Genomic DNA, 19,954 nt, shown 5'->3' on the forward strand with positions numbered 1-19,954 from the left:
GCCTCCTATCCAAAGAGCGATGCAACAAAGCCATATCAGCGTCGGTAGTGTATCAAATAGCGAGGCTAGAGTGGCAGAAAAATGCCAAGAAGCATATGAGCAAATTGAGGAAGAGGTAAGCAAGAGCAAAATTTTACATATCGATGAAACTAGCCATTACAACAAAGGTAAACAGGGCTGGTGCTGGATGTTTGCGAGCAAAATAGGAAGTGTGATCAAATTGACAGAGTCAAGAGGGGATGAAAGTCCTGGAAAATAGTAAATTTGGAAAGAATAACAACCTAGTAGTGACCGACAGATATGCAGCTTACAACTACTTTTCCAGCAAGAAAAGGCAGGTCTGTTGGGCACATTTAGCAAGAGATTTTGAAAGGTTGTCTCATAGTTGGAATAGCGAAGTGAAAGTTTTGGGGTATTATTTAAGGAATGTTGCTACTGAATTATTTGCATTGAAAAAAGCTCTGTTAAAGGATGAAATAGACACATTAAGGTTCATAAGAAGAGCAAGAAAATTACGCAAGCGAACGAGATATTACTTAAAGAATATATCAAATTTACCCGAGGCAATTGGAGCGTCTCGAGTAGCAAAAAATATCATGAAATCGGATCTGATGATGTGGAAATTTTTGGACGATCCAGAAAATATTCCACTGACAAACAACTATGCTGAGCGACAGATTCGGCATTACGTTGTTTACCGAAAAGTTTCATATTTTACACAATCGAAACGGGGAAATATGTTTCTTGAGAGGATAATTTCATTGTACTTGACTTGGAGGCAAAAGAAGTTAAATCCTTTTCAAAACCTACTGGCTATTGCTTCTTAAGCCATACCCCTGAATGGATACACTATGAGACAACCTTTCAAAATCTCTTGCTAAATGTGCCCAACAGACCTGCCTTTTCTTGCTGGAAAAGTAGTTGTAAGCTGCATATCTGTCGGTCACTACTAGGTTGTTATTCTTTCCAAATTTACTATTTTCCAGGACTTTCATCCCTCTTGACTCTGTCAATTTGATCACACTTCCTATTTTGCTCGCAAACATCCAGCACCAGCCCTGTTTACCTTTGTTGTAATGGCTAGTTTCATCGATATGTAAAATTTTGCTCTTGCTTACCTCTTCCTCAATTTGCTCATATGCTTCTTGGCATTTTTCTGCCACTCTAGCCTCGCTATTTGATACACTACCGACGCTGATATCCAGGTTGAAAATGTCCTTTATAATATTTGCCACTTCTTTTTTCGAATTCTTGTAAAATCCACTTAATGCTGCAATTACTGACTTAACTCTTGGACCAAATGTGTCCGCAGTTACTCCTTCTTGTAGCTTGCTACTTTTTCTTTTTCCACATCTTTTGCAACGTCCATGCTCTAGTTGATATTCAACTACATACGGCTTGATTTCCGGCAAATCGACCTTTTGATGAGTATACGGATCTTTTGATACCGCAATTTCTCCTCCGCACTCACACGTATTGGGCAGTTCTATTTTTACCATCTCATCTGCCTCCATTTTAGGGCGGTAACTGCCTTTATGTCCAACCTGTGCTCCTACTTTCCTGTCACTTTTTGGCTTATTTTCCCTCATCTTATATAATTCTTTGGAGCTTGGTATAGATGAATTTTTTGAATTTAAGCCAAGCCTTTCTTTTAACTCAGCGTTTTCGATCCTTAGCGCTTTATTTTCTGCTTTAAGCTCTTCTATTTTTGTTTCTAACTTTTCTATAGTCTGCTTAAACTTTCGCAAAATTCTAAAAGATCAACCATATTACCTCACAGCCACTCTAGTTTACCTTTTTAGCATTCCTTGTCTACTCTTTATTTTACCGCCCGGCTGAATGGATACAGCGAACGAGATATTACTTAAAGAATATATCAAATTTACCCGAGGCAATTGGAGCGTCTCGAGTAGCAAAAAATATCATGAAATCGGATCTGATGATGTGGAAATTTTTGGACGATCCAGAAAATATTCCACTGACAAACAACTATGCTGAGCGACAGATTCGGCATTACGTTGTTTACCGAAAAGTTTCATATTTTACACAATCGAAACGGGGAAATATGTTTCTTGAGAGGATAATTTCATTGTACTTGACTTGGAGGCAAAAGAAGTTAAATCCTTTTCAAAACCTACTGGCTATTGCTTCTTAAGCCATACCCCTGAATGGATACAGCATGTCAAGAACGTTAGCAAGACGTGACTTCAGCTGATTTTCATATTCATTCCAATCTTGTATTTTTTTTCTTGCCACACCTGAATCAATTGCAGCTTTTGCAACAGCAGGAGATACCATAGAAATTAACCTAGGATCAAACGGAGTTGGCATTATATACTCACGTCCATAACTCATTTTGCGTCCACTGTAAGCTGCGGATATTTCATCTGGCACAGGCTCACGTGCAAGCTTTGCTATTGCATCTGCAGCGGCAATTTTCATTTCATTATTTATTGTTATTGCGTGAACATCAAGTGCTCCCCTGAATATATAAGGAAATCCCATTACATTATTAACTTGATTATTATAATCTGATCTACCAGCTGCAATTATTGCATCTGGCCTTACAGATTTTGCAAATTCAGGCCTTACTTCTGGATCAGGATTAGCAAGAGCAAATATAATAGGGTCCTTGCTCATACTCTTTAACATTTCTTCATTTAATACATCCTTCGCAGATAGCCCAATGAACACATCGGCACCTTTTATTGTATCAAGCAAAGAACGTTCGTGGGTATCAATGGCATATTTTCCTTTCCATTCATTCATGTCGTCTTCTCTGCCTGTATATATTACTCCTTGCTTGTCGCAGAGTACTATATTTTTAGCACCCATGGACTTTAATATTTCAAGGCAAGCAATACCGGCTGCTCCGGCACCATTCATAATGATTTTCACATCCTCTAGTTTCTTTCCAGTAATATCAAGGGCGTTCTCTATTCCGGCTGCAACAACAACTGCAGTGCCATGTTGATCATCATGAAATACTGGAATGTCCATTAACTCATTTAAACGTTTTTCTATTATGAAGCAATCCGGTGATCTTATATCCTCTAAATTTATTCCACCCCAACTTGGCCCTAGATATCTTACTGCATTAATAAAATCTTCTATATTCTCTGTGTCTACCTCAACATCAATGGCATCAATGTCAGCAAAACGTTTAAATAAAACAGCTTTGCCTTCCATAACAGGTTTTGAGGCAAGAGGGCCAATATTGCCAAGACCTAGCACTGCAGTGCCATTTGAAATAACTGCAACACAGTTACCCTTTGCTGTGTAATCAAATACTTCCCCAGGATTTTTAGCTATTTCAAGACATGGCGCTGCAACACCAGGAGAGTAAGCAAGCGAAAGATCATGTTGTGTAGATAGAGGCTTTGTTGGCAACACAGAAACTTTTCCAGGATTATTATCTTTACTGTGGTACTTAAGCGCTTCTTGTCTTGCAGCATTATCTAAATCATCACTCATTGTTGTGTCCTTAGTTATATCCTTATATTCTGAAACCATTTCATATTCTGAACTCGTAATCCTAAGTATATGGAGTTTTAATAAATGTTCAATTAACTTGTGAATTGAATCATACTTATGTATAAGCTTATCATACTGTACCAAAATACGTTACATGCTTAAGAAAAATTTGCCTAATTTGCTGACAATCTCTCGGGTGCTTGCAATGCCAGCAATAATATTAAGCTTTTATATACAAGGCAAGTATGCAAGTTTGATAACAATATTAATCTTTGCATTTGCATGCATTACAGACTTCTTTGATGGCTATTTAGCGCGTGCATGGAAGGTTCAATCAAAATTTGGTAGATTATTTGACCCAATTGCTGATAAATTAATAGTAGTTTCAACAATAATCATGTTGATTTATAAACAAAAGATCAACGGTTACACAATCATACCAGCCATTGTCATTATTTGCAGAGAAATATTAGTTTCAGGCTTACGAGAATTTTTGATATCAATAAATGTGAGTTTACCTGTAAGCAATGCTGGAAAGATCAAGACATTCCTACAAATGATTGCTGTGGTAGTACTGATAGTAGATAACTATGAAACAACACAGTATATAGGAATGGCTTGTTTGTGGATTGCAGCAGTTCTCACTATATGGTCATGTTATGATTATGTTTATGCCAGTATGAAACAGATTAACTAGACTGTTTAATCCGTTTCTTGTTAGTGAGTAATACTAGATTGCTCATGATGGTCAATACATGGATCAGCAATATTAGTTTCAGTGTATCCATTCAGGTGTATGGCTTAAGAAGCAATAGCCAGTAGGTTTTGAAAAGGATTTAACTTCTTTTGCCTCCAAGTCAAGTACAATGAAATTATCCTCTCAAGAAACATATTTCCCCGTTTCGATTGTGTAAAATATGAAACTTTTCGGTAAACAACGTAATGCCGAATCTGTCGCTCAGCATAGTTGTTTGTCAGTGGAATATTTTCTGGATCGTCCAAAAATTTCCACATCATCAGATCCGATTTCATGATATTTTTTGCTACTCGAGACGCTCCAATTGCCTCAGGTAAATTTGATATATTCTTTAAGTAATATCTCGTTCGCTTGCGTAATTTTCTTGCTCTTCTTATGAACCTTAATGTGTCTATTTCATCCTTTAACAGAGCTTTTTTCAATGCAAATAATTCAGTAGCAACATTCCTTAAATAATACCCCAAAACTTTCACTTCGCTATTCCAACTATGAGACAACCTTTCAAAATCTCTTGCTAAATGTGCCCAACAGACCTGCCTTTTCTTGCTGGAAAAGTAGTTGTAAGCTGCATATCTGTCGGTCACTACTAGGTTGTTATTCTTTCCAAATTTACTATTTTCCAGGACTTTCATCCCTCTTGACTCTGTCAATTTGATCACACTTCCTATTTTGCTCGCAAACATCCAGCACCAGCCCTGTTTACCTTTGTTGTAATGGCTAGTTTCATCGATATGTAAAATTTTGCTCTTGCTTACCTCTTCCTCAATTTGCTCATATGCTTCTTGGCATTTTTCTGCCACTCTAGCCTCGCTATTTGATACACTACCGACGCTGATATCCAGGTTGAAAATGTCCTTTATAATATTTGCCACTTCTTTTTTCGAATTCTTGTAAAATCCACTTAATGCTGTAATTACTGACTTAACTCTTGGACCAAATGTGTCCGCAGTTACTCCTTCTTGTAGCTTGCTACTTTTTCTTTTTCCACATCTTTTGCAACGTCCATGCTCTAGTTGATATTCAACTACATACGGCTTGATTTCCGGCAAATCGACCTTTTGATGAGTATACGGATCTTTTGATACCGCAATTTCTCCTCCGCACTCACACGTATTGGGCAGTTCTATTTTTACCATCTCATCTGCCTCCATTTTAGGGCGGTAACTGCCTTTATGTCCAACCTGTGCTCCTACTTTCCTGTCACTTTTTGGCTTATTTTCCCTCATCTTATATAATTCTTTGGAGCTTGGTATAGATGAATTTTTTGAATTTAAGCCAAGCCTTTCTTTTAACTCAGCGTTTTCGATCCTTAGCGCTTTATTTTCTGCTTTAAGCTCTTCTATTTTTGTTTCTAACTTTTCTATAGTCTGCTTAAACTTTCGCAAAATTCTAAAAGATCAACCATATTACCTCACAGCCACTCTAGTCTACCTTTTTAGCATTCCTTGTCTACTCTTTATTTTACCGCCCGGCTGAATGGATACGTTTCAGTGGCAGTATTTGTGTAAGCAGAAATCTCTTCTGCAACTCTGCTTAAAAGCTTTGCATTATCTATGAAACTTACTTGATTAAATTTATACTCTTTACTCTTTACTGTAATATTCCAATTTTTTGTCAATGATATTGCATAATTCTTCACCCGTACGAAAAAATGCCACTCCATAATTTGGATCAAAAAATGCTCCTCCTGCTCCATCTTTAGATTTTATAAAGAGCATGGAGTGACCATGCAATGCCATTCGATTAAGCACAGAAAATTTGATATGATTGCCTGGCTCTAATTGATTAAAACTATTGAGAAATATTGCTCTATTCAGTTTAAGTTCATTATTGGAACGATCTAAGATATTTAGTTGTTGAGAGTAAGATAAAATGTTACATGGATAAATTTTAAATAAAAAAGCAAGTATCTTTTCTATTATACTAGCAATTGTTAATGTATGAGTATCACAGAACTTATCCTCCAGTGTATGTAAAGTATCCCTTATGTCCTTACAAAGTTCTTTGATACCTTCTTCTGCTTTTATCGCAGTTTCAAGTAGATTACGTGCGGTTACATAATTACATAGAATATCACATAAGCCACAGTATTTAATATAAAGGTGAAGGCATTTTTTATGATCTGCACTCCATATATTATCAGTCAATATTTTTTGATTAAAGCTAACGCTATATTCTGTGTAGTCTTTATTTCTTAATGGTTCCTTTTCGTAGTAATCTCTTATCATAGATCGTGGTTTGTGTTGATCCGCAGTACTATTGGCAAAAAGATTTCCTTTCATATTAATACTTTTTATATTTATATTAAAGTATACACTATTTTCCATAAAATGTCAAATCTGGGGAGTGAAAAATTGGCTTAAGAATTAATTAAGGTGCCTTAAAGCATAAACATTTAGACTATGGGAAGCAAACCATCGCTATACTCTTGGACTATACACTTAAATCCACTTCATTCTGCAGGCAAGCAGCAGTAACAGTGTTCATCATTAGGAATGCTATAGTCATGGGACCAACACCACCTGGAACTGGTGTAATAGCTTTTACCTTCTTTTTTGCTCCTTCAAATTCAACATCACCTATAAGCTTATTTTGTCCTCCTATATTGACGCTGTTTATGCCAACATCAATTACTATTGCACCTTCCTTTATCCACTCTGCTTGAACAAAATTCGGTTTTCCAACTGCTGCAACTACTATATCTGCTTTAGAGCAATATTCAGCTAAATTTGTGCTTTTTGAATGCAAAATAGTGACAGTGCAATTTTCTTGGAGTAGTAGATGAAACATTGGTTTACCAACAATATTTGATCTACCAATCACTACTGCATTTTTACCAGAGAGATTTTCTTCAATTGATTTAATTAAATACAAAGAACATTTAGGAGTGCAAGGTACGAGGCAATTTTTTTCACCTTTTACTAGTTTACCAACATTTTCATCATGAAAACCGTCTACGTCCTTTTCCACATTTACTGAATTAATTATTCTACTTGCATTGATGTGGTTTGGTAAAGGTAATTGCACTAAAATGCCATGCACAGATGGATCTTTATTTAATTCATCAATTTTTTTAATTAGTTCATTTTCTGGAATATCATCAGGTAAAACAATGGTTTCAGAACTTATACCTATAGATTCTGCTTTTTTTTGTTTATTGCGAACATACACTTGACTTGCTGGGTTGCTACCCACAAGAATGACTTTAAGACACGGGAAAATATTGTGTTCTTTTTTTAAAATATCAATTTTATGTGATAATTCCTGACAGAGATCATTTGCTATTTTTTTGCCATCAATGATAATTGCCACTTTCTATACTCCTTGCCACTCTTTGAAGTTAGGTAACTTTATGTCAAACAAATCCAATACTTTTCCAATAGAATGATTGATAATATCGTCAAGTGATTCTGGCTTAGTATAAAACGCAGGAACTGGTGGAGCAATTATGGCTCCCATTTCTGTTAATTTTAGCATATTGTTTAAGTGTCCAAGATGTAGTGGTGACTCTCGCACCATTAGAATTAGCTTTCTTCTTTCCTTAAGGGTTACATCTGCAGCTCTTGTAAGAAGATTGGAAGTAACACCAGATGCAATTTCAGACATTGTTTTCATAGAGCATGGAGCAATAATCATTCCTGCAGTTTTAAATGAGCCACTTGCTATCTTCTCTCCTATCTTTTCTTCAGGGTAATAAAAGTCTGCAAGTAATGTGACATCTTCAAATTTTTTTGATAATTCATGGGCTATAGTAATCTTTCCAGCACTGCTAATTACTAAATGCGCCTCGTATTGAGTATCTTTTAATGCCTCTAAAATACGTACACCGTAAATGGAACCTGATGCTCCACTTATTCCAATTACAATTCTATCACTCACTTAACAATTCTTCTTCACCACTCATTCCTAATGCACGTTTGTAGGTATCAAGCAATATCTCCTGTTCTTCCCTGTCATCGTCATCCATTTTCCTTAGCCTGACAACTTGTTTCATAACTTTTGTATCCCAACCTTCATCTGCAGCTTTGGCATATACATCACGAATGTGATCTTGCACATCCTTTTTTTCTTGCTCAAGCTTTTCAATTCTTTCTATATAACCCCTTAGTTCATCAGCTGTTATTTTGACTGTTTCTTCCATAATACTCCACTAATTAATCGCTAGTAACAGTATTATCACTTTTGACTTGCACTTCAACAATAGTTATGGCATTTTTATCTTTTTTTAAAATTTTAAAATTAAAACCATAAAGGAAAAATTCTTCACCTTCATCAGGAATACGTTCTATCTCATTTACAATCATACCTGCTAAGGTTGTAGCTTCTTCATTCGGAAGATTCCAGTGTAACTGCCTATTTACGTCTCTAATTGTAGATTCTCCTTCAATGTGATATACATTATCAGATACTTCTTTCACAAAGTTTTCTGTGATTGCATCATGTTCATCGGAAATTTCTCCAACTATTTCTTCTAAGATATCCTCAAGAGTTACGATTCCCTGTAGTGCTCCATATTCATCAATAACAAATGCAAGGTGCTTTCTATTTTTACGGAAATTGTGAAGTTGCACGCTAAGAGGAGTACTTTCTGGCAAAAAGCAAGGCTCTGACATAACTTTTGTGATATCAACTTCCTCAATTTTATTATTTTTTTCACGCAAGGCATTTATTAGATCTTTTACATGCACTACACCTATAATTTTTTCTGGTTCTTCTTGCCACAAGGGAATTCTGCTATGGCGACTAGTTAAAATATTTTTTATTAAATCCTCACTGTTTTGACTGATATCAAGAGAAAACAAATTTTTCCTGTGAATCATGATTTCTGATATTTCTGTTTCAGCTAGGTCAAGTATGCTGCTTAGCATATCCAGATCCTGTGGTAACATAGTCCCTTCAGTGCGATGTAAAGAGATCATATTACGCATTGCGTCTGCTGCAGATATCACCTCTCTATTTTTATGCAGCCTGAATAATTTTAGAATAAGATTGACAATAAATTGAACTGCTAAAGTCAGTGGAGAAAAGACCTTTACGAAAAATAATATAAAATAAGCAGAAAATGACGAAAACTTCTCAGGGTTTTGTATAGCATAAGTTTTTGGCAATACTTCACAAAACAACAAGATACAAAACGTCATTATAATTGTTGATATAAAGATGCCATCATTTCCAAAGAAATTTATAAATATTGCTGTAAATAAGGCAGAACAAGCTATATTAATAACTGTATTACCGAGCAATATTGTCCCTATTGTTAGTTCTTTTTTGTTTAATAAATTATCTATTATTTTTGCTTTTTTATTACCATCTAGCTTTAATTTATTAACTCTTGAGCGACTAATTGAGGTTAGACCTATTTCTGCTCCTGAAAATAAAAATGACAAAATCAGTAAGATAAGAATTACTGATAAAACAGAGATCAATAGCCAATCCATTCAAAGTCATTGTAATAAGAAATAAAGTTGATTTTATATATTATGAGAAACATTTGCAAGTTCTAAACACTCACTATAGATTGGCCGGTAGAAAAAGTATAGAAAATAGCAGGCTTTTTTGTAAATTAAAACAAATACGGAAAGGGATTTTTGACTTAACTGAAAGCATTGGACAATTTGTCAGGACCTTGATATCATAGCCAGTATTGGAAGGATGGCCGAGCGGCTGAAGGCGACGGTTTGCTAAACCGTTATACGATTGAAAAGTCGTATCGAGGGTTCGAATCCCTCTCCTTCCGCCATGTATCGTACTTGAGCTCATCTATACCGAATTTACTATAGCTACAAATCTCCTATTTTAGCTTACTTTTTACCCTTATACCTGTTGTCTTTTGTCTTTGCAAATGCAAAAATTCGCTTCCAATGGTGTTCTCTTATATATGTCTCATGGTAGCTTCTCTAATTTTGTCTACAGAGCCTATGTGGATAAGGAGAAAGCAAAAGGGGAAAATAGTAGTTGTCGACAAGTTGTGAGGTGAAAAATTCGTAAGTATGCTAATTTTAGCATAATACTTATTAAATTTTTAAGTTTTTTATTTGTATCCATTCAGGTGTATGGCTTAAGAAGCAATAGCCAGTAGGTTTTGAAAAGGATTTAACTTCTTTTGCCTCCAAGTCAAGTACAATGAAATTATCCTCTCAAGAAACATATTTCCCCGTTTCGATTGTGTAAAATATGAAACTTTTCGGTAAACAACGTAATGCCGAATCTGTCGCTCAGCATAGTTGTTTGTCAGTGGAATATTTTCTGGATCGTCCAAAAATTTCCACATCATCAGATCCGATTTCATGATATTTTTTGCTACTCGAGACGCTCCAATTGCCTCAGGTAAATTTGATATATTCTTTAAGTAATATCTCGTTCGCTTGCGTAATTTTCTTGCTCTTCTTATGAACCTTAATGTGTCTATTTCATCCTTTAACAGAGCTTTTTTCAATGCAAATAATTCAGTAGCAACATTCCTTAAATAATACCCCAAAACTTTCACTTCGCTATTCCAACTATGAGACAACCTTTCAAAATCTCTTGCTAAATGTGCCCAACAGACCTGCCTTTTCTTGCTGGAAAAGTAGTTGTAAGCTGCATATCTGTCGGTCACTACTAGGTTGTTATTCTTTCCAAATTTACTATTTTCCAGGACTTTCATCCCTCTTGACTCTGTCAATTTGATCACACTTCCTATTTTGCTCGCAAACATCCAGCACCAGCCCTGTTTACCTTTGTTGTAATGGCTAGTTTCATCGATATGTAAAATTTTGCTCTTGCTTACCTCTTCCTCAATTTGCTCATATGCTTCTTGGCATTTTTCTGCCACTCTAGCCTCACTATTTGATACACTACCGACGCTGATATCCAGGTTGAAAATGTCCTTTATAATATTTGCCACTTCTTTTTTCGAATTCTTGTAAAATCCACTTAATGCTGCAATTACTGACTTAACTCTTGGACCAAATGTGTCCGCAGTTACTCCTTCTTGTAGCTTGCTACTTTTTCTTTTTCCACATCTTTTGCAACGTCCATGCTCTAGTTGATATTCAACTACATACGGCTTGATTTCCGGCAAATCGACCTTTTGATGAGTATACGGATCTTTTGATACCGCAATTTCTCCTCCGCACTCACACATATTGGGCAGTTCTATTTTTACCATCTCATCTGCCTCCATTTTAGGGCGGTAACTGCCTTTATGTCCAACCTGTGCTCCTACTTTCCTGTCACTTTTTGGCTTATTTTCCCTCATCTTATATAATTCTTTGGAGCTTGGTATAGATGAATTTTTTGAATTTAAGCCAAGCCTTTCTTTTAACTCAGCGTTTTCGATCCTTAGCGCTTTATTTTCTGCTTTAAGCTCTTCTATTTTTGTTTCTAACTTTTCTATAGTCTGCTTAAACTTTCGCAAAATTCTAAAAGATCAACCATATTACCTCACAGCCACTCTAGTTTACCTTTTTAGCATTCCTTGTCTACTCTTTATTTTACCGCCCGGCTGAATGGATACCTGAAGAGCAGCGTGACAATATTATTAATACTCTTAAAAAAGCAAATTTTAACCCAAACTCCGACAGACTTGCAGTTAGCTCCACTACAGGTATTTGTAGCAAGCCTGACCAAGAAAAATGCGATAAACCCACGGAACACTCCAACCAAGAAAGAGCAGAAAAGCTCGCTTTTTTATTATCAGAGCTAAAAGAAACAGGATATGACCCAATCGTGTATGCTTCGCCAAAAACTTGGAATGATTACTATGTAACAGGAGAACATAACTTTTCTAGTTATCCACTGTGGGTTGCTCACTGGACAAATTCTGACAAACCGATGATACCGAAAGACTGGAAAGATGCAGGCAAAAGCTATGACTATTGGAATAATACTTGCGATGGTACAGTAGATGGAATATCTGGTAAAGTATGCCTAGATAGGACTCAGGATGACCGTAAAGATATACTCCAAAAAATAGCTCAAGAATTTAGCAAAGTTAAAGACAGTACATTAGATATATCTCTCGATTTTGAAAATATAGAAAACTACTTAAATTAACTTATCAGCCTCAGCCCAGACCTGATATAACAAAAAATAATGGGAGTTGTTTTACTCCCATTATTCAAGCAAGTAGAAATTGAGAAAACAAAAAATACTAAAAACTTATTTTTGTAACATAGCTAAGATTGTTGCTTCTGCTACTTTTTCCTCGTTAACGTATGCAATACATTCAAACTTGCATGCACTCAAACGTGCATTCTTAATGTTAGATTGAAGAACTAATGTATCCCCTGGAATAACTGGTTTTCTAAATTTTGCATTTTCAATGGACATAAAGTAAACAACCCTGTCCTTCATTGCATCCTGACTTTCCTGACCCAGAACACATATTGCAGATGCTTGAGCTAGGGATTCAATTATTAAAACTCCAGGCATTATCGGATGGCCAGGAAAATGACCACTAAAAAATGGCTCATTGAAGGTAACATTTTTGATTGCTTTTATGCTCTTACCAGGGTCATACTCTATCACTCTATCTACCAAAAGAAATGGATAAGAGTGTGGTAGTATTTTTATGATATCGTTAATACCAAACTGCATGCTTATTTCAAAGTAAATTCTGGTATTTCTGTATTGATATCTTTTAATACAATCTCTGATAAGTCAATGTTATCCATAGAGTATAAAACTTGATTCTTTTTTGAAATGAATAGCACTAAATCTATGTTGTTTTTTTTTGCTGCCTTTTTAGCAACTTCTTTTATCTTATTAAAGATATTTTCCACTGCATCTCGGTAACTTTCTTCCAGATGTGATGCCTTTCTAGTATAATTATCTCTAGCATTTACAGCAAGTTTATTAAACTGTTCTGTCTTTTCTTTTTTTGCTTCCTCTGACAAAAGCTCAAATTCCTCTTTCGATGGCTTATACCTTTCTAATTCACTTTCAAATTCTTGCCGTAGCTTAGAATTTTGCTCATTTACTTGTTTCTGTATTGTCTGTAGTGCAAGAGATTCATTGATTATTTTGTCACTATCAACGACTGCAGCAACGTTTGCACCACGCACACCAGCAGAGCTACACCCACTTGACGCTATATATACTGCAGACAAACTAGCAAACAAGCAAATTGCCATAAGAAATAATTGTAAGTATTTCATTTAAATCCCCGCTTCAATAGAAAATCTAACATGTGATAAAAATCCTTCACCTGGTTGCACTTTATCAAAAGACTCCTTAACTAAAGGAAATCCAAAATCTAACCTCAATCTACCACCAAAAGGAGAAGGCATCGAAAAACCAAAACCTGATGATACCCTAATAAGCTTACTATCGTAATATTGGCCTTTATATTTACCTTCTTTATCATCCAAGCCAAAAAGAGTTGCATAATCAACAAACAATGAACCCTTAATACCAGCGTAATCATATAGCTTTGGTAATGGAAAATCCAATTGTTGTGTTAGAGTAAAGTAAGTTTTTCCTCCTAGTGAGCTTCCATTGTTTTTGCTTTCTCTTGGCCCAATACCAGAAAGATCAAACCCTCTAATTTCATTGCCACCTTTAAAAAAGTGCTGTCCGATGTTAAGGTTATCATCTGTATATGAAAAAATATGTCCTGCTGCTAACTTAAATTTTAGTATGATATCATCGTCAATTTTGCTGAATATAGGATGCATATAGAAAGACAAAAGTTCAGATTTTAGAAAATGTACGTTTCCTCCAAGCCCTGAAACATCCTGACTGAGGCGTAGTAGATATCCTTCTCTTGGAGAGTATAGATTATCCAGCATGTTATATACTAATGTATATCCCACCGATGAAATCTGGTATTCACCTTCCCTACCACTTATTATCTCTGACATACTATCTTTTTTATCCTCATCCACGTGTATATGATTGAACTTGTAAGAGTAACGAATAAAGTTAGTTAAATTTTCTATGATCTTATATGATAATTTTACTGAGCCTCCCCAATCGCAAGTATCAAAAGTAGTATTTGGTTTATCTTGTGTTTCATAAAATAGGCCAACACCTAATGATGTATCAGAATCATTAAAATTATTCTCAACAAAATCTAAATCAGTAGAAAATACATGCTTGCTTTTCTCAAGAGCGAAAGAAAGTTCTTTTCCGCTACCAAATAAGTTATGTTCTTTTACACCAGTTTTAATAAATGCTCCATCAAAAAAAGACGGACCTCCAGTCAATGACATCCCTGTAGAGAATGACATTGAGCCAGTTCTTTTTTCCTTCACATTTAAATCGACATTAACTAAATTGCCGTTAACTGTGTAACTATTGACTTTAACTGTTTCAAAAAAATCACTACCGATTAGTTTTTTACGTGACTTTTGAATCTCAGATATATTATACGCATCACCCTCTGCTATGCTTAATTTGCTTCTAATTACATAGTCAAGAGTACGATCATTACCATCGATTGTAATTTGATTTATGTAAATCTTTTTACCAGGAAGCACTTTGTAAGTTATATCTACAATATTGTCATGCTGTTTATATTCTGGATTAACCTGCGCAAATATATACCCTTTGTCATTCAAATATTTGGTGATTTTTTCTATTGTATTGCCAATTCTCACTCTATCAAAAACTTTATTATTTTCTTCAGTAAGAAATTCCGATATTTCTTCTTTCAGGCTCGCGTCTTGAATTTCAGCTTCAATATTAATTTCATTATTGCCAAATAAATATTGCTTCCCTTCATCAATCAAAAAAGTAAGTACTATTTGATTATTCTGATCAATCTCAACAATTGGTTGAATATTATTTTGAATGTATCCACGAGATGAGTAAAACCGATCAAGTAGCTCTGTATTGATTAACAATTGCTGAGGTGAATAATGACTGCCTTTTGTAAAAATGGCCCTAAACAACTTACTAAATATATCATTGCTCTGTCTTTTAACAACTTTCTCCAATTCATCTTCGGAGAAGTTCTTATTGCCTATAAATCTTATATTTCTCACTCTAGAAGTTTTACCCTCTTTAATTTGAAAAATTAGATTAACTCTATTACTATCAAGTTTACTAAGCTCATACGAAATTTTTACGCTAACCTTGCCGTTATTTCTGTAAGTAGTGACTAAATCTATTAGATCACTCTGCAATTTTGTTTCAGTAAAAATAGTGAGAGGTTTTGACTGAATTACATTATTCAATAATTCTTTGCTACTAAACAGCTGATTACCTTTTAATATTACTTGATTAATTAGTGGATTTTCTTGAATTTTTATCACTAAACTTTTTTCATTATCTACATAAGCTTTGACGCTAGTAAATAACTTCGTTTTGTCGAGATTTTTTACAATTGAATCTAAATCATCATCATCTACATAATTACCAGGCTCCAATTTTATATAAAAGCCTATAGTCTGATTACTAACCCGCTCATTACCAACGAACTTTATATCTTTTATTTGTACTTTACCTTCTGATGCAAAAAGCAACACAGGGAAAATCATTATTAATATGTAAAATAGCTTTCTCATTTAAAAAAGATTCCTAATATCATTTGAAACTGCAACTGCCATTAGTAAAAACAAAACAGCAGCACCGAAAGTAGCTGCATACTTTTGTTCTTTCAAACTTAAATCTCTACGTATAATTGTTTCTATAAGATAACAAAATAAATGCCCTCCGTCCAGTAATGGAATTGGTAATAAATTAACTGCAGCTAAATTAGCTGAAATAACTGCCATAAAATACAGCACCATTATAAGCCCCTTTTTAGTTGATTGGCCTGAATATTTAGCAATTTTTATTGGTCCGCCTATTTCATTTGAACTTCTTGTACCAGCAATAATTTGAAATATAGCTTTTACTGTTAAACATATAGTGTGATAAGTTTCACTTACCGCTAAGTTCACTGAACCAAGTAAGGACGATTGTCTTGCTCCCATCTTTGCAGTAATCCCTATGGTTTCTCTCTCTATTACATTGCCAAAAACATCTCTATCCTCAATTGTTATTGGGGTTAGGCTGATTATGTGTTTTTTATTATCTCTTTCGTATTCAATTTTCATTTTCGTCTTAGGATTTGACATAACCACACGCGAAATATCCTCGAAATGCTTTATTTTGTGTTCATTAATACGAGTAATAATATCACCTGGTAGTAAACCAGCTTGCTCGGCTGCACTACCTTTTACTACACTCTCTATTACCGATGGAGTGCGATAGTAACCTACTGCACTAAAGAATATAGTTAGAGCTATAATAGAAAATATTATATTTGCAAAAGGACCTGCAAAAACTACTGCTGCCTTTTTATATCGTAGCTTCGTATGGAATGAATATAGTTTTTCCTCCTCAGTCAGCTCCTGCTGATCACCTGGAACGCTTGCTGCATTGCCATCTCCCAGCATCTTGACATAACCACCCATTGGAATAATACTAAACTTCCATCTAGTACCGTGTTTATCACTAAAACCAAAGATTTCTCTACCAAAACCTATGGAAAAAGACTCGACTTTGACTTTACAAGCTCTTGCAATGATGTAATGCCCATACTCATGCACAAACACTATGACAGAAATTATCAAGGAAAAAGATAAAAGGTTATACATCCCGTCACTAAAGTGACCAATAAGATTAGAAATCAATTCCACCTGTACTTTAACTAAACGTTAAGTATATTAGCGCGTGTCTTGCTTGACAAGCATTTAATTTAACCGATAAACTAAAAGCCTATGACGGACACTGCGCTACTTAGAAGAAAATTGATGTATAGAAGCTGGCACAGGGGTTGCAAAGAAACTGACATTCTTTTAGGGCGTTTTGCACTGAAATACCTTGATAAATTTTCCATTGCTGAGCTGATTGAATATGAAAAAATAGTTGATCTTGATGATTATGAACTATATTGCTATATCACTTGCAAAAAAAAACTTCCTTCTCACATAAACAACAATATTATGAAATTAATCACTTGCCTTGGCTGAAGTGCAGCGTCAAACTTACACAGGCCAGCATTTTACTTGGTTCTACTGCATTATGCATTAAAAAAATTCACAACCATCTGCAAAGACATAAATTTTTCCATCAAAATTATACATTGCATCTTTACAAGTCTGGCAATCTGCTCCTTTATCTCTACAATCGGTTATTATTCTCTTCTCATCACCGTTTTTATCTAAATAATTTTTACATTCAGAAAACTTGACATCGGATACCTTACCATCCCTTCTAACAACCATATCATTATTGTCTACAATCATGAGCGAATCTTTTTGAGATATTGTAACCACCGGTTTGCACCTATCAAACGCAAGATTAGCTGCCACTTTTGCAATTTGTATGTGAGTGTCTTTATTGAAAATTTTATTACGACATTCAGCTTGATCAGGGGTGCTATCTTTCCATATTCTGTAAAACTCAGTACCATAAGCATAACTTCTTGAAGCATTTACGCAATTTTTATCAAGATTCCCTACCCCAGTCGGCTTTATTGCATCGCTCTTTGGATAGGAGGCAATGCATAATAAATTCATGAAGCTATCTCAAATTTAGCCATGCCTATTTCAGTAAATTTGTTCAGCAAATAACACTTGAGTAGCATTTCTTTCTCACGGTTAATCTCAGATTTGTTCCTAAAACTAAACCCAAATGTTTGCTTCAGTCGCGAGAAAAAACTTTCTATATAAGATCTCTTCCCATAATTTATCTCTTTTTTCCACTTCTTCATACCATCTTCACCATATGACTTTATGAGCTTGATTGTAGAATTTCTCTCAGCCATATAATCCAGCTTTGGATGCTCCACTGCATTGTTTTGCAGAGGAATTTTTGTCTTTATGCCAAGCTCATTGCACAATTTGTATAACTTCTTTCGATTATATGCTCTGTCTGCATATAGTGTGCTTATATTGTATTTAGCATTAGCCCTTGCAATAAGATCACAGGCTCCATAGTGGTCAGAATAAACTCCACTACTGTATTTTGCAGCTATGACTTTTTTGCTACCTATCTCCAGCATTACATGCAATTTTCTTGTTTGCTTATAGCCACGGTACTTTCTATCTGTACCGTTTGCCTTACTATGGCCTGGAATATTATTGTAGATGCTTATTCCAGTGCTATCTATGGCGATCTCAATATTTTCCATACTGTTTTTATCATGTCTTCGATCATTAATTTTTAAGTTAAGCTTTTTGAATCTTCTGGAAGCCTGGGAATAGCTGATAACTTGCAAATTTTTTCCTATTTGCTCAAGGTATCCCGCTATAAACCCCACCGTTTGTCTTAGGCCTATTCTAAACAAATAAGTTATTATGTGAATTAGAATTACGACTTTATCACTATAAATATTGTTGCCACCGGCCATTTTGGGACTTTTTTCGTACCAATTTTCTATGGCATCGTTGACGTAATAAAAAATATTTCCTCTTTCTTGGAGAAATTTGTTATATTCGTAGCAGTTACTGACTTTCATTTTGACTGGCATATTTTTCCTTTGTCGGTTAAATGCCTGTTTATATCGAAAACGCTGAGTTAAAAGAAAGGCTTGGCTTAAGTTCAAAAAATTCATCTATACCAAGCTCCAAAGAATTATATAAGATGAGGGAAAATAAGCCAAAAAGTGACAGGAAAGTAGGAGCACAGGTTGGACATAAAGGCAGTTACCGCCCTAAAATGGAGGCAGATGAGATGGTAAAAATAGAACTGCCCAATACGTGTGAGTGCGGAGGAGAAATTGCGGTATCAAAAGATCCGTATACTCATCAAAAGGTCGATTTGCCGGAAATCAAGCCGTATGTAGTTGAATATCAACTAGAGCATGGACGTTGCAAAAGATGTGGAAAAAGAAAAAGTAGCAAGCTACAAGAAGGAGTAACTGCGGACACATTTGGTCCAAGAGTTAAGTCAGTAATTACAGCATTAAGTGGATTTTACAAGAATTCGAAAAAAGAAGTGGCAAATATTATAAAGGACATTTTCAACCTGGATATCAGCGTCGGTAGTGTATCAAATAGCGAGGCTAGAGTGGCAGAAAAATGCCAAGAAGCATATGAGCAAATTGAGGAAGAGGTAAGCAAGAGCAAAATTTTACATATCGATGAAACTAGCCATTACAACAAAGGTAAACAGGGCTGGTGCTGGATGTTTGCGAGCAAAATAGGAAGTGTGATCAAATTGACAGAGTCAAGAGGGATGAAAGTCCTGGAAAATAGTAAATTTGGAAAGAATAACAACCTAGTAGTGACCGACAGATATGCAGCTTACAACTACTTTTCCAGCAAGAAAAGGCAGGTCTGTTGGGCACATTTAGCAAGAGATTTTGAAAGGTTGTCTCATAGTTGGAATAGCGAAGTGAAAGTTTTGGGGTATTATTTAAGGAATGTTGCTACTGAATTATTTGCATTGAAAAAAGCTCTGTTAAAGGATGAAATAGACACATTAAGGTTCATAAGAAGAGCAAGAAAATTACGCAAGCGAACGAGATATTACTTAAAGAATATATCAAATTTACCTGAGGCAATTGGAGCGTCTCGAGTAGCAAAAAATATCATGAAATCGGATCTGATGATGTGGAAATTTTTGGACGATCCAGAAAATATTCCACTGACAAACAACTATGCTGAGCGACAGATTCGGCATTACGTTGTTTACCGAAAAGTTTCATATTTTACACAATCGAAACGGGGAAATATGTTTCTTGAGAGGATAATTTCATGTATCCATTCAGGTGTATGGCTTAAGAAGCAATAGCCAGTAGGTTTT

Annotated in this window: 15 protein-coding genes, 1 tRNA gene and 6 pseudogenes; 7 read left to right on the plus strand and 15 right to left on the minus strand. The window is 35.2% G+C overall.

Annotated elements, in window-relative coordinates:
* Window positions 1–31 precede the first annotated feature (31 nt).
* Window positions 32–827, plus strand: a pseudogene (gene tnpC, locus HF197_RS04100) (IS66 family transposase); the annotation flags it as partial.
* Between the two features lie 9 nt (window positions 828–836).
* Here tnpC (HF197_RS04100) and HF197_RS04105 read toward each other — a convergent pair.
* Window positions 837–1,768: pseudogene (locus tag HF197_RS04105) on the minus strand (IS66 family transposase); the annotation flags it as partial.
* A 78-nt stretch (window positions 1,769–1,846) separates the two neighbouring features.
* Between HF197_RS04105 and HF197_RS04110 the strand changes: the two are divergent.
* A pseudogene (locus HF197_RS04110) lies at window positions 1,847–2,155 on the plus strand (IS66 family transposase); the annotation flags it as partial.
* Here the strand turns inward: HF197_RS04110 and HF197_RS04115 are convergent.
* Window positions 2,152–3,474 (minus strand): malic enzyme-like NAD(P)-binding protein, encoded by a 1,323-nt coding sequence (locus HF197_RS04115; protein ID WP_168464891.1) that lies wholly within the window; start codon window positions 3,472–3,474, stop codon window positions 2,152–2,154. The pseudogene HF197_RS04110 and the gene HF197_RS04115 sit on opposite strands and share 4 nt — an antisense overlap.
* Before the next feature lie 154 nt (window positions 3,475–3,628).
* On the opposite strand from HF197_RS04115, the gene pgsA reads away from it, so the two are divergent.
* Window positions 3,629–4,171: a CDP-diacylglycerol--glycerol-3-phosphate 3-phosphatidyltransferase gene (pgsA, locus tag HF197_RS04120; RefSeq protein WP_168464373.1), complete on the plus strand. Its 543-nt coding sequence runs from the start codon at window positions 3,629–3,631 to the stop codon at window positions 4,169–4,171.
* Window positions 4,172–4,275: 104 nt separating this feature from the next.
* On the opposite strand, the pseudogene tnpC (HF197_RS04125) reads toward pgsA, so the two are convergent.
* From tnpC (HF197_RS04125) to HF197_RS04150, 6 genes and pseudogenes are all read right to left on the minus strand, one after another.
* Window positions 4,276–5,636 (minus strand): annotated as a pseudogene (gene tnpC, locus HF197_RS04125) (IS66 family transposase).
* A gap of 178 nt (window positions 5,637–5,814) precedes the next feature.
* Window positions 5,815–6,558 carry a hypothetical protein gene (locus tag HF197_RS04130; RefSeq protein WP_168464374.1) on the minus strand — a complete coding sequence of 248 codons (744 nt, stop codon included), beginning with the start codon at window positions 6,556–6,558 and terminating at the stop codon, window positions 5,815–5,817.
* A gap of 106 nt (window positions 6,559–6,664) precedes the next feature.
* Window positions 6,665–7,543, minus strand: coding sequence for a bifunctional methylenetetrahydrofolate dehydrogenase/methenyltetrahydrofolate cyclohydrolase FolD (gene folD, locus HF197_RS04135; RefSeq protein WP_168464375.1), 879 nt, complete (start codon window positions 7,541–7,543; stop codon window positions 6,665–6,667).
* 3 nt (window positions 7,544–7,546) lie between these two features.
* Window positions 7,547–8,110 (minus strand): UbiX family flavin prenyltransferase, encoded by a 564-nt coding sequence (locus tag HF197_RS04140; protein ID WP_168464376.1) that lies wholly within the window; start codon window positions 8,108–8,110, stop codon window positions 7,547–7,549.
* Window positions 8,103–8,372, minus strand: coding sequence for a DUF2312 domain-containing protein (locus tag HF197_RS04145; protein WP_168464377.1), 270 nt, complete (start codon window positions 8,370–8,372; stop codon window positions 8,103–8,105). The genes HF197_RS04140 and HF197_RS04145 overlap by 8 nt, the downstream gene beginning before the upstream one ends.
* A gap of 13 nt (window positions 8,373–8,385) precedes the next feature.
* Entirely contained in the window at window positions 8,386–9,669 is a 1,284-nt protein-coding gene (locus tag HF197_RS04150; RefSeq protein ID WP_168464378.1) for an HlyC/CorC family transporter, read from the minus strand.
* 208 nt (window positions 9,670–9,877) lie between these two features.
* Here HF197_RS04150 and HF197_RS04155 point away from each other — a divergent pair.
* A tRNA-Ser gene (locus tag HF197_RS04155) sits at window positions 9,878–9,971 on the plus strand.
* Window positions 9,972–10,289: 318 nt separating this feature from the next.
* On the opposite strand, the pseudogene tnpC (HF197_RS04160) reads toward HF197_RS04155, so the two are convergent.
* Window positions 10,290–11,650 (minus strand): annotated as a pseudogene (gene tnpC, locus HF197_RS04160) (IS66 family transposase).
* Window positions 11,651–11,752: 102 nt separating this feature from the next.
* On the opposite strand from tnpC (HF197_RS04160), the gene HF197_RS04165 reads away from it, so the two are divergent.
* The gene (locus tag HF197_RS04165; protein ID WP_246168619.1) at window positions 11,753–12,268 is read left to right on the plus strand and encodes a GH25 family lysozyme; all 516 of its coding nucleotides are present in this window, start codon (window positions 11,753–11,755) and stop codon (window positions 12,266–12,268) included.
* Between the two features lie 105 nt (window positions 12,269–12,373).
* On the opposite strand, the gene fabZ is transcribed toward HF197_RS04165, so the two are convergent.
* The 4 genes from fabZ to rseP are packed head-to-tail and all read right to left on the minus strand — an operon-like array spanning window position 12,374 to window position 16,842.
* Complete coding sequence (gene fabZ, locus HF197_RS04170) at window positions 12,374–12,811, minus strand: 3-hydroxyacyl-ACP dehydratase FabZ (RefSeq protein WP_168464379.1); 438 nt, start codon at window positions 12,809–12,811, stop codon at window positions 12,374–12,376.
* Window positions 12,812–12,813: 2 nt separating this feature from the next.
* Window positions 12,814–13,371 (minus strand): OmpH family outer membrane protein, encoded by a 558-nt coding sequence (locus HF197_RS04175; protein WP_246168431.1) that lies wholly within the window; start codon window positions 13,369–13,371, stop codon window positions 12,814–12,816.
* Window positions 13,372–15,723, minus strand: coding sequence for an outer membrane protein assembly factor BamA (bamA, locus tag HF197_RS04180; protein WP_168464380.1), 2,352 nt, complete (start codon window positions 15,721–15,723; stop codon window positions 13,372–13,374).
* Window positions 15,724–16,842: an RIP metalloprotease RseP gene (gene rseP, locus HF197_RS04185; RefSeq protein WP_168464381.1), complete on the minus strand. Its 1,119-nt coding sequence runs from the start codon at window positions 16,840–16,842 to the stop codon at window positions 15,724–15,726.
* Window positions 16,843–16,923: 81 nt separating this feature from the next.
* Here rseP and HF197_RS04190 point away from each other — a divergent pair, with 81 nt between their 5' ends.
* Window positions 16,924–17,175, plus strand: coding sequence for an FAD assembly factor SdhE (locus HF197_RS04190; RefSeq protein ID WP_168464382.1), 252 nt, complete (start codon window positions 16,924–16,926; stop codon window positions 17,173–17,175).
* Between the two features lie 57 nt (window positions 17,176–17,232).
* Here the strand turns inward: HF197_RS04190 and HF197_RS04195 are convergent, their stop codons facing one another.
* Together HF197_RS04195 and HF197_RS04200 are read right to left on the minus strand one after the other, a co-directional pair.
* Window positions 17,233–17,724, minus strand: a complete 492-nt coding sequence (locus tag HF197_RS04195) for a hypothetical protein (protein ID WP_168464383.1) — start codon at window positions 17,722–17,724, stop codon at window positions 17,233–17,235.
* The gene (locus HF197_RS04200; protein WP_168463922.1) at window positions 17,721–18,677 is read right to left on the minus strand and encodes an IS5 family transposase; all 957 of its coding nucleotides are present in this window, start codon (window positions 18,675–18,677) and stop codon (window positions 17,721–17,723) included. The genes HF197_RS04195 and HF197_RS04200 overlap by 4 nt, the downstream gene beginning before the upstream one ends.
* Window positions 18,678–18,709: 32 nt before the next feature.
* Here HF197_RS04200 and tnpC (HF197_RS04205) point away from each other — a divergent pair.
* Window positions 18,710–19,906, plus strand: a pseudogene (gene tnpC, locus HF197_RS04205) (IS66 family transposase); the annotation flags it as partial.
* Window positions 19,907–19,954 lie beyond the last annotated feature (48 nt).

Origin of the sequence: Wolbachia endosymbiont of Ctenocephalides felis wCfeT (assembly GCF_012277295.1) — a bacterium.
Classification (GTDB): Bacteria; Pseudomonadota; Alphaproteobacteria; order Rickettsiales; family Anaplasmataceae; genus Wolbachia.

Bases quoted from the DNA above. Each gene is read 5' to 3' on its own strand.
- HF197_RS04195 (WP_168464383.1), bottom strand. From the start codon at position 17,724: ATGAATTTATTATGCATTGCCTCCTATCCAAAGAGCGATGCAATAAAG.
- HF197_RS04200 (WP_168463922.1), bottom strand. From the start codon at position 18,677: ATGCCAGTCAAAATGAAAGTCAGTAACTGCTACGAATATAACAAATTT.
- HF197_RS04115 (WP_168464891.1), bottom strand. From the start codon at position 3,474: ATGAGTGATGATTTAGATAATGCTGCAAGACAAGAAGCGCTTAAGTAC.
- HF197_RS04190 (WP_168464382.1), top strand. From the start codon at position 16,924: ATGACGGACACTGCGCTACTTAGAAGAAAATTGATGTATAGAAGCTGG.
- HF197_RS04145 (WP_168464377.1), bottom strand. From the start codon at position 8,372: ATGGAAGAAACAGTCAAAATAACAGCTGATGAACTAAGGGGTTATATA.
- fabZ (WP_168464379.1), bottom strand. From the start codon at position 12,811: ATGCAGTTTGGTATTAACGATATCATAAAAATACTACCACACTCTTAT.
- bamA (WP_168464380.1), bottom strand. From the start codon at position 15,723: ATGAGAAAGCTATTTTACATATTAATAATGATTTTCCCTGTGTTGCTT.
- HF197_RS04150 (WP_168464378.1), bottom strand. From the start codon at position 9,669: ATGGATTGGCTATTGATCTCTGTTTTATCAGTAATTCTTATCTTACTG.
- HF197_RS04130 (WP_168464374.1), bottom strand. From the start codon at position 6,558: ATGGAAAATAGTGTATACTTTAATATAAATATAAAAAGTATTAATATG.
- HF197_RS04175 (WP_246168431.1), bottom strand. From the start codon at position 13,371: ATGAAATACTTACAATTATTTCTTATGGCAATTTGCTTGTTTGCTAGT.
- pgsA (WP_168464373.1), top strand. From the start codon at position 3,629: ATGCTTAAGAAAAATTTGCCTAATTTGCTGACAATCTCTCGGGTGCTT.